Source organism: Phytoactinopolyspora endophytica (assembly GCF_004138495.1).
In the GTDB taxonomy this organism is placed as follows: domain Bacteria; phylum Actinomycetota; class Actinomycetes; order Jiangellales; family Jiangellaceae; genus Phytoactinopolyspora; species Phytoactinopolyspora endophytica.
Genome location: NZ_ML142851.1, coordinates 1 through 11,736 on the forward strand (window position 1 = coordinate 1; position 11,736 = coordinate 11,736).

9 protein-coding genes and 1 tRNA gene are annotated in these 11,736 nt (G+C 66.4%); 7 read left to right on the forward strand and 3 right to left on the reverse strand.

What is annotated here, in order from left to right; genetic code table 11:
• Positions 1-118: 118 nt before the first annotated feature.
• The 3 genes from ELR45_RS05895 to ELR45_RS05905 form a co-directional block, all read right to left on the reverse strand.
• Positions 119-192 (reverse strand) — tRNA-Gly (locus ELR45_RS05895).
• A gap of 73 nt (positions 193-265) precedes the next feature.
• A complete protein-coding gene (locus ELR45_RS05900) occupies positions 266-2,314 on the reverse strand; it encodes a sensor histidine kinase (RefSeq protein WP_129664296.1) in 2,049 nt (682 codons plus the stop codon).
• Positions 2,304-3,041 carry a response regulator transcription factor gene (locus ELR45_RS05905; protein WP_129664299.1) on the reverse strand — a complete coding sequence of 246 codons (738 nt, stop codon included), beginning with the start codon at positions 3,039-3,041 and terminating at the stop codon, positions 2,304-2,306. Before ELR45_RS05905 ends, ELR45_RS05900 begins: the two co-directional genes overlap by 11 nt.
• 165 nt (positions 3,042-3,206) lie before the next feature.
• Between ELR45_RS05905 and ELR45_RS05910 the strand changes: the two genes are divergently transcribed.
• The 7 genes from ELR45_RS05910 to ELR45_RS05940 all read left to right on the forward strand — a co-directional run bounded on the left by ELR45_RS05910 (position 3,207) and on the right by ELR45_RS05940 (position 11,645).
• Positions 3,207-4,400, forward strand: coding sequence for a hypothetical protein (locus tag ELR45_RS05910; RefSeq protein ID WP_129664301.1), 1,194 nt, complete (start codon positions 3,207-3,209; stop codon positions 4,398-4,400).
• Positions 4,400-5,923: a peptidoglycan-binding protein gene (locus tag ELR45_RS05915; protein ID WP_129664303.1), complete on the forward strand. Its 1,524-nt coding sequence runs from the start codon at positions 4,400-4,402 to the stop codon at positions 5,921-5,923. The genes ELR45_RS05910 and ELR45_RS05915 overlap by 1 nt, the downstream gene beginning before the upstream one ends.
• Positions 5,924-6,032: 109 nt before the next feature.
• A complete protein-coding gene (locus tag ELR45_RS05920) occupies positions 6,033-6,695 on the forward strand; it encodes an ABC transporter ATP-binding protein (protein WP_205856235.1) in 663 nt (220 codons plus the stop codon).
• Positions 6,692-7,921, forward strand: a complete 1,230-nt coding sequence (locus ELR45_RS05925; protein ID WP_129664307.1) for an ABC transporter permease — start codon at positions 6,692-6,694, stop codon at positions 7,919-7,921. The genes ELR45_RS05920 and ELR45_RS05925 overlap by 4 nt, the downstream gene beginning before the upstream one ends.
• Before the next feature lie 351 nt (positions 7,922-8,272).
• Complete coding sequence (locus tag ELR45_RS05930) at positions 8,273-9,625, forward strand: quaternary amine ABC transporter ATP-binding protein (RefSeq protein WP_129664309.1); 1,353 nt, start codon at positions 8,273-8,275, stop codon at positions 9,623-9,625.
• On the forward strand, positions 9,618-10,505 hold the full coding sequence (locus ELR45_RS05935; RefSeq protein WP_205856120.1) for an ABC transporter permease: 888 nt from the start codon (positions 9,618-9,620) through the stop codon (positions 10,503-10,505). The genes ELR45_RS05930 and ELR45_RS05935 overlap by 8 nt, the downstream gene beginning before the upstream one ends.
• 42 nt (positions 10,506-10,547) lie before the next feature.
• Positions 10,548-11,645 (forward strand): glycine betaine ABC transporter substrate-binding protein, encoded by a 1,098-nt coding sequence (locus tag ELR45_RS05940; RefSeq protein ID WP_205856121.1) that lies wholly within the window; start codon positions 10,548-10,550, stop codon positions 11,643-11,645.
• Positions 11,646-11,736 lie beyond the last annotated feature (91 nt).

Genomic DNA, 11,736 nt, shown 5'->3' on the forward strand with positions numbered 1-11,736 from the left:
GCACCTTCGTCCCCATCAGCCCACCGCCACACACACAAAGAAGGCCACCCCGAAGGATGGCCTCCCCGCCAGGATCCGAAGACCCAGGAATGTCGACCTTGACCTGCGCGTTTTTCTGTGGAGCGGGTGACGGGAATCGAACCCGCACTGTCAGCTTGGGAAGCTGAAGTTCTACCATTGAACTACACCCGCGTGCGTCACCGAATGACCAACGCCGCGATGGATAATACCTGCTTTCAGCCCGCGAAGACACCTCGGTCCCCGGTCATACCGCATCCACTGGGCTGTGCAGCGGCAACCTGATGGTGAACACGGACCCGGCCCCCGGCGTGCTCTCCACGTCGATGCTTCCTCCCTGCGCCTCGACCAAGTGCTTCGTGATCGCCAGCCCGAGACCGCTACCTCCGGTCTCCCGGCTCCGCGAGCTCTCGACGCGGTAGAAGCGATCGAACAACCGGGGAAGATGCTCCGCCGGGATCCCGGCGCCGTCGTCCTCCACGGTCAGGACCGCCGAGCCGTCGCCCCGTCGCGCACAGACCCGCACCTCGCCGCCATCGGGAGTGAACCGCACGGCGTTGGACACCAGGTTGCTCAGAGCCTGCCGCAGGCGTTCCGGGTCGACCCACACGATGGCCTGCGACGCATCACCTTCAGATCCTTCGAGCTCAGACTCCACCGACAGGGTCACGCCTGCTTCGTCGGCGCCGGCACGATGAGCGGCCACCACCTGCCGGGCGACCTCCGTCGCGTCCCGGGGTTCCTGGTGGAACCGCAACATGCCGGCATCGGCGAGTGCCAGCTCCTGCAGGTCATCGATCAGCCGGCGTAGCAGGGACGACTCCTCCAGCAACGATCGCACCAACTCGGGGTCGAGAGGAACGACGCCGTCCTCGGCAGCTTCCAGATAGCCTTGCACGTTCGACAAAGGCGTGCGCAGCTCGTGCGCGACGTCGCTGATCATCGCCCGCCGTTGGGTCTGATTGGCCTCGATCGACGCTGCCATCGAGTTGAACGCGCCGGACAGCTGCGCGACCTCGTCCCGTCCGGACGTCCGCACCCGAACACCGTGTTCGCCATCGCCCATCCGCCGCGTCGCGTCCGTCAGAGCGCGGATCGGCCGGGTGAGGCGCCGGCCCCCGAACACGGTCACCCCGGTCACCACCGCGAGCACGGACCCGCCGGCGACGAGAGTCCGCCCCAGCCCGTCGCCGACGAACGGGTCGAACCGTTCCTCGCCTCCGGTGTAGAGCAATGCCGGCTCAGCGACGAACGCGGCCATAGCGTCCTCCCATGCGGTGCTCAGGCACTCCGTTGACGCGATATCCGCCCCCGTCGCCTCACCGGTCGCCGAGGTCTCCGGACGCTCGCCCTCGCCGCCATCGCTGACCTCGACGCCCTGGCCCTCGGTGAACTCGGGAACCACAACCTTCAGGCCGTAGTCGTTGGTTATCGTCGAGTACGACGCTCCATGCTCGTCCAAGCACTCCGTCGCCAGCCGGACATAGCTCTCGTTCAGCTCCTGCGCGATTCGGCTCGGTTCGCGTAGCTCATCTGGGATGCACCGGTCGACCGCGTCGCCTTCAACACTCGTCGTACCGGTCTCCAGGCGCTCCACAGGCTCAAGCTCACCCTCGAGACGCAATGAGTCCCTGGCCTCGTACATCGTGAAGACGTCACCGCTGATCGAGACCACCACGTCGTCTTCCGTGCCGATGTCCCGTTGAACACATGTCTCGGCCTCTGCGGCGAGCCGGTTGCGTCGCTCCAGCTCATCGTCACTCATCCGCCACGTCGGCGACATGTACTGCCCCGACATGGAGTTAGCCACCTGCACGCCGACGGATGCCGCATCCAGCGGCACGTCGAGCACGTCGATACCTGCTGCCCCAACGCTGTCCACAGCCTCTATGATCGTGGCATCGAGCGCGGTGTATGTACCGCCCATCGCGGATCCCTCGGCGGTCGCCGCGTCGATCTCGGCGGTCGGGTCCGACGGCAGCGACGGCGCGTCGTCAGAAGAGGAAGCCGCTGAGTCCGCGATGATCTCACCGTCCAGGCTGGTCAACGCGACGCGCCTGCCGGACTGCTCCGCGAGCTCGGCCACGGTCTCCGTCACGTCCGCCCACGAGTCGTGCGCCATCGCATAGGAGGTGAGCTGCTGGTAGAGGAAGGTGTCAGCCTCCAGCGTCCGCTCGAACTCACCACGGAAACGCTCGCTGGTCTCCCGGGTGGTCAGCCAGGCGGTGGCCCCGATCGCGAAGACAGCGACGGCCAGGGACAGGCCGAGCAGCCGCAGGAACAGGCTATGTCGCATCGGATGCCTCCATCCGTTCGGCGCTCTGCGCGTCGTCACCGACCGTGTCGGCCATCCGGTAGCCGACGCCGTAGACGGTCTGCACGTATGTCGGCGCCGCCGGGTCAGGTTCGATCTTGCGTCGCAGGTTCATCACGTGCACGTCGACCGTGCGGTCGAGGACGTAATGCTCGAAGCCGAACGCCTGCTCCAGCAGGTACTGGCGGCTGAAGGCACGCCCCGGCGACGCAGCCAGGCACTCCAGGATCTTGAACTCCGCCGGCGTCACCTCGACGCGGCGCTCGCCCAGCCGCACCTCGTGCCGTACCGTGTCGACCTGCAGCTCCCCGATCCGATACGGCAGCTCGCCCTCCGCTGAGAAACGGCCCGATCGGCGGAGCACCGTCCGTACCCGCGCCACCAGCTCCCGCGGACTGTACGGCTTGGTGATGTAGTCGTCGGCGCCAAGATCGAGACCGAGCAGCAGGTCGTCCTCGGTCGAGCGCGCGGTCAGCATGATGATCGGCACGTCGGTCTCCGAGCGGAGGATCCGGCAGACGTCCAGCCCGTCCACGCGCGGCATCATCACATCCAGGATCAGCAGGTCAGGCGAACGACGGCGGGCCTCGTCCAGCGCGGACCTTCCGTCGCGGACCACGAAGACACCGTGGCCCTCTCGCTCCAGATAACGGCGGACCAGCTCCGCCTGCTTGTGGTCGTCCTCAGCCACCAGGATCCGTGCTCCCATGAAGGAGAGTGTCCCAGGATCCGGTCAAGATCCTGTGAAGAACGCAGCCCTGACCTCTCCTTCATCGGTTCTTAACCGCCGGTCGACGACGCTCGACAGCATGCCGCGGCGGATGTGGGCTCCTCTGCCCGGTTCGAATTCCACTGACAATCTCATGGAGGACATATGCGCGTCAGGGTTGTGATCACCGCCGTCGGCGCCGCCGGCCTCGCCATCGCGAGCTGCTCTGGCGGCTCACCGGGCGACGACGGCGCCGACACCGAGAACGGCAGCACCACCACCAAGGAGGGCGTCGACAACGCCGACGACGACGGCAGTTCCGACGACGACGGCAGCAGCCGCAGCGACCAGCCAGAGAGCCCGCTGTCCGCCTACATGCCGGGGATGACGTTCTCGAGCGGCGGAATGATGTCGTCCTACGCCGTGTCATCCGGCGGCTCCGAGATGTCTGAGCAGGAGCGTCAGGACTTCCGGCGTATGGAGGAAGCCATCGCCGAGTGCATGCGCACCGAGGGCTTCGAGTACGTCCCGGTCTCGCTCGACGACGTCCAGTCCTCGCCACACGAGGACGCATACGCGCTCGAGCCGAAAGACTTCGCCGAGGAGTACGGCTACGGGGTCAGCACGCTCATGTTCGGTCCGGACGAGGCAGACGAGGAGACCACTGATCCGAACTCGAAAATCCGCGACGAGCTGTCTGAGGCGGCGCAGGAGGAGTACGACCGCGCTCTGTGGGGCGACCTCGGTGGGATGGCCATATCCGACGGGGAAGCCGCCGAGGACGATGTGTCCGAGGACGGGGCCGACGGCCCAGGCGACGAGCTGATGACCGAGCCCGATGACCTGGGCTGCCAGGGGCAGGCGTCGACCGAGATCTACGGCGACCAGTCCACACAAGTCGAGGACGGGAACCAGTTCCAGCCGCTGTTCGAGGACATCTTCGCGTTGCAGGAACGCATCCAGAACGACCCACGTGTCGTCGCAGCCACCGAAGAGTGGGCGGGTTGTATGGCCGATGCCGGGTACCCAGGCTACGAGACGCCGGACGATCCACAGAACGAGATCTTCGACGAAATGCTCGAGCTGCAGGGCCACGGCGAGGAAGGCGAGTCCGAGACCGTCATCGTCGGTGGGCCCGGCGGTGGCCCCGCGAACGCCGACGTCGACCCGGAGCAGCTGGCCGAGGTCCAGAAACGCGAGGTGAAGACCGCCACTGCCGATTATGCCTGCCAGCAAGAACACTATGAGGACGTCCACCGTGAGGTGGTCTTCGAAATGGAGCAGGAGTTCGTCGATGACAACCAGGCGGAGCTTGAGCGCTACCGGAACTGGATGGCCGAGTCCGGTGAGATCGGCTGATGCAAGCTCGCACCAAGACTCTACTGATCATCGTCGGCGTCGCCGCCGGGGCGCTGGTCGCCGGCGTCTTCGCTGGTACGCGTATCACCTCACCGGCGGACGCGGCGGCCCGCGCGGAGCCCCCGGAGGCCTCTGACGTCACCGTCCCAGTCGAGCTCCGCGAACTGGAAAGCCAAGTGGTGACCCGCGGAGACGTGTCCTACACGGGTACGGTCAGCGTCGAGCCGCAGTTCCCGGGGCTGGAGACCACCCCGGTGGTGACCGGCAAGGTCCCAGATGTCGGTGACAAGGTTGAACGAGGGGACGTGCTGCTCGAGGTGGTCGGCCGTCCGGTGATCGTGCTGCCGGGCGACGTTCCGATGTACCGGACGCTCCGTCCCGGGATGAGCGGCCCGGACATCGAGCAGCTCGAGAAGGCCCTGGACAAGCTCGGCTTCGACCCCGGTGAGGTGGACGAAGACTTCACGGGTTCCACGAGCCGCGCGGTCAAGGAGCTGTTCCAGGACAAGGGGTACGAGCCGCCTGCCATCGATCCTGACATCCAAGCGGAGCTGGACGCAGCCGATGAGAGCCTGGACCTAGCGGAAGACGAGGTACGGAACGCCGAGTCGGCGCTTCAGGCCGCTTCCCAGGGCCCGAGTGACGCCGAGAAGATCCAGGCCGAGCACGACGTCGACGTGGCCGAGGACCAATTAGAGCAGGCGAAACAGGACGGCGACGCTGAGGCGATCGACGACGCGGAGGTCCAGCTGGAGCTGGCGCAAGCGCGCCTGGACGAGCTGCTGGCCGGACCGGATGTCTCCGCCGAGCAGGCGGCGCTGGATGCGGCACGGAACCGGCTGGCGGAGGCACAGCAGAAACGGGACCAGGCGGCTGTGCCGGCTAGCACCCCGCTTCCCGCGTCGGAGGTCGTGTTTGTCCCGTCTTTGCCGCGCCGCGTCGACGAGGTGAACGTGAGCCGCGGGGCCGAGGTCGACGGCGCCGTGATGTCGATCAGCGGCGCCGACATGGTGGTGACGGTCAACGTCGACGCCTCCACCCGAGAGCTGCTCAAGGAAGAGATGGAGGCGATCATCGACCTGCCGACTGGGGGCCAGGTCACGGCGCCCATCGCCAAGATCCGCGAGGCCTCCGGCGACGACGCCTCCGGCTATGACGTGCAGATCACACCAGGCGACCTCGAAGACGAGCAGGTCCAGGCATTGCGCTCGGCGAATGTGAAGGTCACCGTCCCGGTCGCCAATACCGACGGTGAGGTACTGGCCGTCCCGCTGGCCGCGCTGACCGCCGGCACCGGTGGCGAGGCAAGGGTCGAGGTGCAGCGCCCCGCGTCCGGGGACGATACGGCGACGACCACGGAGCTCGTCGAGGTGGAGGTCGGCCTGACGGCTGAGGGCTACGCCGAGGTCACGCCCGTCGACGACGGCTCGCTGGAAGAGGGAGCCCTTGTGGTGGTCGGCGGCGACGGCGCCGACGCGTCCCTGACACCCGAGGAGGAAGCGGCGGTCGATGACTCCGAGTGAGCCCTTCCTCTCCAGCGTCCTGCAGGACGAGCACTCTGAACCACCATCTGCAGGACGCAACCATGAGGAGCAAGGTGAACAGGATCAGGGCAGGCGGACAGTGGTGGAGATGATCGGCGTCTGCCGGACCTTCCCCGGAACTCCCGAGGTCCATGCCGTCCGGGACATTAACCTGACCATCTCTGAGGGTGAGTACCTGTCGATCGTCGGGCCGTCCGGTTCGGGAAAGTCCACACTGCTGCATCTGCTCGGGCTGTTGGACCGGCCCAGCGTCGGGACCTACCTCCTGGACGGCGTTGATGTGAGCGAGCTCTCCGACGCCAAGCGCTCGGAGCTGCGCGGAGAGCGGATCGGCTTCGTCTTCCAGGCTTTCCACCTGCTTCAGCACCGCAGCGTGCTGGAGAACGTGGAACTGTCCATGCTGTACCGGAGGATCCCGCGCCGCGAGCGGACGAAGCGGGCGCGGGACACGCTGGACCGGGTGGGGCTCAAACATCGCGTCGAGTTCAGCCCGCAGACTCTGTCCGGCGGGGAGCGGCAACGAGTGGCGATCGCGCGAGCTCTGGCGGCCGAGCCGAGCCTGTTGCTGGCCGACGAGCCGACGGGCAACCTCGACTCCGGCAACGCCGACGCGGTGCTCGACGTCTTCGACAAGCTGCACGGAGAGGGGCTCACCCTCGCCGTCATCACGCACGACGACGACGTCAGCACGCGCGCGGACCGACGCGTCCGCATCGCCGACGGCACGCTCACGGACGAGGTGGCCTCATGAGGCGGGCTCCGCTGCGGCGACGGCTCGCATTGCGGGATCTGCTCGGCGAAGCGCTGGCCGGAGTGGCGGCTCGGCCGTCACGACTCGCTTTGACCACACTGGGAACGGTCGTCGGCATCGCCGCGCTGGTCGCCACCATGGGTCTCGGTCAGACGGCATCCGGTCAGATATCCGGCCGCTTCGATGCGACCAGTGCGGTACGCGTGGTCGTCGAGGCAGGTGAGAGGGAAGGCACCGACGGAGGTGTCAAGATCACCGAGCTTCCGTGGGACGCGGCGGATCGCGTCAGCCGGTTGGCCGGCGTGGCCGCGGCCGGAACGTTCGCTCAGGTCGCCGTCGAGGGCGCACAGGTACGTGGCGTACCGGTCAGCGATCCGGGTGGTGCAGTCGAGCACGACGTCCCCGTAGCGGCCGGCTCCCCTGGCCTGTTCGACGCCGTCAACGCGGTTCTCTCCGACGGGCGGTTCTTCGACGCCGGCCACGACGGACGGGGCGATCCGGTCGTGGTCCTCGGCCGGTACGCCGCGGAGCGTCTCGGCGTCAACAGAGTCGACTCGCAACCGTCCATATTCATCGGTGACCGACCGTTCACTGTCATCGGGATCATCGATTCCGCGTCACACCGCTCGGAGCTCCTGGACGCCGTGGTCCTCCCCATGGGGACGGCGGATTCACTGTACGGCCTCGACGCACCGGGGGCGCTCGAGATCCGCACCGAGCTCGGCGCAGCACAGCTCATCGGGTCACAGGCCGCCCTGGCGGTCGCCCCGAACGATCCGGAGCTGCTCAACGTCGACGTGCCGCCCGCGCCTGGCTCGTTGCGGGACGAGGTGTCGACTGACGTCAACGTCCTCTTCCTGGCGCTGGGCGGGCTCGCGCTGCTGGTCGGTGGCCTGGGTATCGCGAACATCACACTGCTGTCGGTCATGGAACGCATCTCCGAGATCGGGTTGCGGCGGGCTGTCGGCGCGACCCGGCGGCACATCGCGAACCAGTTCGTCGTCGAGAGCATCGTGATCGGCTTCCTCGGCGGCCTGATCGGGGCCGCGGCCGGGGTGCTGGCGACCGTGGGTGTGTCGATGGCGCGCGGCTGGACACCGCTGCTCGACCCAGGGCTCGCCGCCGTCGCGCCGTTCCTGGGTGCTCTTATCGGACTGGTCGCCGGAACCTACCCGGCCTGGCGCGCCTCGACCATCGAGCCGATCGCGGCGCTGAGAGGCGGTTGAGCTGCTATGTTTAGTCCACGAGCTGAGACGCCTAGTTGCGATCTCGTCTCGATCGCCGCACGTTGTGGCGAATGGAACGACCCGGAAGGTGCAGCCGGGTAAACCGTTCGTATAGCGTTAGGGGTTGGACCAGGTTGAGGTGGGGTTCGCCCGACTGGTCAGGTGGAGGCGACGACATCGTCGCCACCCGGCTGATGTCAACGGCGACACGGCGGTCACCATACGAGGTTGACGCGCCGGAACCCCATCTGAAGTCGACTAGTCGCGTGGCTCACCGGTGCCCGTACGGCGCCGAACGGCCCGCCCGGGCATTCCGGTGCGTCGCGTGGCCGACTAGCGAGAGGTGACGCTTTGGCCGCGGTACGCGCGGAAGGACTCTATAAAGTGTTCGGCCGGAAGGCCGAACAAGCGGTGCGCCAACTTGAAGAGGGCGCGACCTCCGAAGATGTGGCTCGACTCGGCGCAACTGCCGCCGTCATCGATGCCAGTTTCGAGGTCGAGCCCGGTGAGATCTTCGTCGTCATGGGCCTGTCCGGCTCTGGCAAGTCCACGCTGATCCGGATGCTCAACGGCCTGTGGAAGCCCACGGCTGGCGACGTCTACATCGGCGACACCAACATCGCTCATGTCAACGACGCCGAGCTGCGTCAAGTGCGCAAGGAGAAGATCAGCATGGTCTTCCAGCACTTTGCGCTGCTGCCGCACCGCACGGTGGTGCAGAACGCCGCCTATGCCCTCGACATCCAAGGCGTCGAGAAGGACGAACGGCTCACGCGTGCGTCGGAAGCACTTGAACTGGTCGGTCTCGGCGGCTGGGACGACAAGTTCCCGTCCCAGCTCTCCGGCGGCATGAAGCAGCGGGTGGGACTCGCTCGAGCGCTCGCGGCGGGCAGCGACATCATGCTGATGGACGAGGCGTTCTCCGCGCTCGACCCGCTGATCAAGCGCGAGATGCAGGACCAGCTCAGCCAGCTGCAAAGCTCGCTGAACAAGACCATCGTCTTCATCACGCACGACCTGAACGAGGCGATGCGGCTCGGCGACCGGATCGCCGTAATGCGCGCCGGCCGCATCGTCCAGATCGGTACGGCTGAGGAGGTGCTGAACGACCCTGCCAACGACTACGTCGCACAGTTCGTCGCCGACGTCGACCGCACGCGAGTTCTGACCGCGTCCAGCGTCATGGAACCCGCCCAGTACGTCATCAACGCCAACTCCGGGCCTCGAGAAGCGCAACACACGATGCGGGAGAAACAGACGAGCGCGGCTTTCGCCGTCGGCCGACGGGACAACAAGCTGCACGGAGTGGTCCGCGACACGGACGTGGTGGGCGCGGTCAACCGGGGCGACACGACGCTCGAAGGAGTCATCGACCCCAAAGTCGCGTCTGTCCACCAGGACACGTACCTCGCGGATCTGTTCGCGCAGTCTGCCGAATCGCCACTTCCGCTGGCGGTCGTAGACGATGACAAGCACCTGATGGGCGTAGTGCCGCGCGTCACCTTGCTGTCTGCCATGGCCAGCATCGCCAGCGTCGTACATGCCGGTGAGGAAGCCGCCGTGGACACTACTGGCGGTGACGGGCGCACCAGCCTTCCCGAAAACGGCACGACCCAGCTACAACCCGACGCAGGACCGGCCGTCGGCCGCCTTGCCGACTACGGCACGACGGCGCAGAATCCTACGGAGGTCGACCGTGATTAGGACCGAGTCCGAGTCTTTCGACCCGCTGGACCCTGAGCTCGACGTCGGAAACTGGATCAGAGATGCGTACGACTGGTTCACTGACACATTTCAGCCGGTTCTAGACGGCATTGACTCCGCACTGAGCTGGGCGTTTGACACCTTGTTCGACGTCCTGAGTGGGCCGCCGTTCCTCGTGATGATCGCGATTTTCGCCGTTCTCGGCTTGATCGTCCGCTCGTGGCAGTTCGCCGTCTTTACGGTTCTGGCCTTCTACCTGATCGCCGCGATGGGACAGTGGGACGGTGCCATGCAGACGCTGGCGCTGATTCTGCTCGCCGCGACCATCGCGTCATCGCTTGCGGTCCCATTAGGCATTTGGGCGGCGAAGTCACAGACCGTCAGCCAGATCGTCCGGCCGGTTCTCGACTTCATGCAGACCATGCCCGCCATGGTGTACCTGATTCCCACGCTGTTCGCCTTCGGCATCGGTGTAGTGCCGGGAATGATCTCGACCGTCATCTTCGCCATGCCGCCTGGTGTGCGTTTCACCGAACTCGCCATTCGGCAGGTCGACTCCGAGGTCGTGGAGGCCGGTCAGGCATTCGGCGCACCGCCCGGGCGGATTCTGCGTCAGATCCAGCTACCGCTGGCACTTCCCACGATCATGGCCGGGATCAACCAGGTGATCATGCTGTCGCTCTCGATGGTGGTGCTTGCCGCCTTGGTGGGATCCGGCGGACTGGGCGGCGAGGTGGTCGCCGGGCTCAACGCGCTGAGCATCCCGAGAGGTGCTGAGGCTGGTCTTGCCGTCGTCGTGCTGGCGATTTACCTAGACCGAAGTGTTGCTGCGCTCGCCGACCGCGCTCCCGTGGTGCGAGCCAGCCAAGTTCGGGAGTAGATCCCGAGCTGTTCTGTGTAAGTCAATACCAAGGAGAGAACAATGCGGAGATCTAGACTTACCGCCGTTACTGCTGGCTTGATCGCCAGCGGGCTGTTGCTCGCCGCGTGCGGCGATGACGACGAAGACAACGGCGACGACGGCGCGACTACGGAGGAAACCGACGACGCCGGAGACGAAGAAGCCGGTGACGACGGAGAGGCGACCGATGGCGACGGCGCGATGCTCGAGACCCAGCTGATCGCCGACTCCGACACTGCCAACTGTGAGCCGGCGTCTGAGGCGGCGCCGATCCCGGATCCGGAGGGAACGGGCGACGACCCGACCGAAATCTCCATCGCCAACTTCACCGGCTGGGACGAGAACATCGTCGTGTTCGAGCTCCTCAACGCGGCCCTCGAAGAGCAGGGCTACACCGTCGACTCCACCGACCTCGACCCCGGTCCCACCTATCAGGGTGTCGCCGAGGGCGACGCGGACGTCATGCTGGACGCTTGGCTTCCCGGGACGCATGGCGCCACCTACGTCGACATGGACAGCCCTGATGGCGCTCAGCTCGGCGAGGATCTCGAAGACCTGGGCTGCTGGTTCAACGAGGGCTTCCTGACCCTCGCGGTGAACAACGACTCGCCCGCCCAGTCGCTCGACGAGCTGGCCGATTTCCAGGACGAGTACGGCGGCCGGATCGTCGGCATCGAAGAGGGTGCCGGCCTGACCCAGACAACTCGCGATTCGGTCATCCCGACGTACGGACTCGACGACTGGGACTTCGCCCCGTCGTCGAGCCAGGCGATGCTGGCCGAGCTCGAGTCCGCCATGGACTCGGGTGACAACATCGTGGTGACGCTGTGGCACCCGCACTGGGCGTACGCGGCGCATGACATCCGCGACCTGGAAGACCCCGAAGGTGCTCTCGGCGGTGCTGAGCGGCTGTACTCCCTCGGCCGGCCCGGATTCACCGAGGAGTACCCGAACGTGGCCCAGCTGCTCAAGAACCTGCACCTGACCAACGAGCAGCTGCTGGAGATCGAGGACATCATGGTCGTCCAGAACGACCGTGAGGACAACGCCGGATCCGTCGCCGAATGGCTCGACGCGAACCCGGACTTCATGGACGCCTGGAGGAACGGCGAGCTGTGACGGGGGAAGTCCACTGTCGCAGTTAAGAGAGACGCTGGGTGGCCCGACCAAAACGGCCACCCAGCGCCTCTCTTTCTATGCTCGAGTCTAC

What these genes read in the sequence shown, in the direction of transcription:
- ELR45_RS05900 (WP_129664296.1), bottom strand. Translation starts at nt 2,314, where the DNA reads ATGCGACATAGCCTGTTCCTGCGGCTGCTCGGCCTGTCCCTGGCCGTC.
- ELR45_RS05905 (WP_129664299.1), bottom strand. Translation starts at nt 3,041, where the DNA reads ATGGGAGCACGGATCCTGGTGGCTGAGGACGACCACAAGCAGGCGGAG.
- ELR45_RS05910 (WP_129664301.1), top strand. Translation starts at nt 3,207, where the DNA reads ATGCGCGTCAGGGTTGTGATCACCGCCGTCGGCGCCGCCGGCCTCGCC.
- ELR45_RS05915 (WP_129664303.1), top strand. Translation starts at nt 4,400, where the DNA reads ATGCAAGCTCGCACCAAGACTCTACTGATCATCGTCGGCGTCGCCGCC.
- ELR45_RS05920 (WP_205856235.1), top strand. Translation starts at nt 6,033, where the DNA reads ATGATCGGCGTCTGCCGGACCTTCCCCGGAACTCCCGAGGTCCATGCC.
- ELR45_RS05925 (WP_129664307.1), top strand. Translation starts at nt 6,692, where the DNA reads ATGAGGCGGGCTCCGCTGCGGCGACGGCTCGCATTGCGGGATCTGCTC.
- ELR45_RS05940 (WP_205856121.1), top strand. Translation starts at nt 10,548, where the DNA reads ATGCGGAGATCTAGACTTACCGCCGTTACTGCTGGCTTGATCGCCAGC.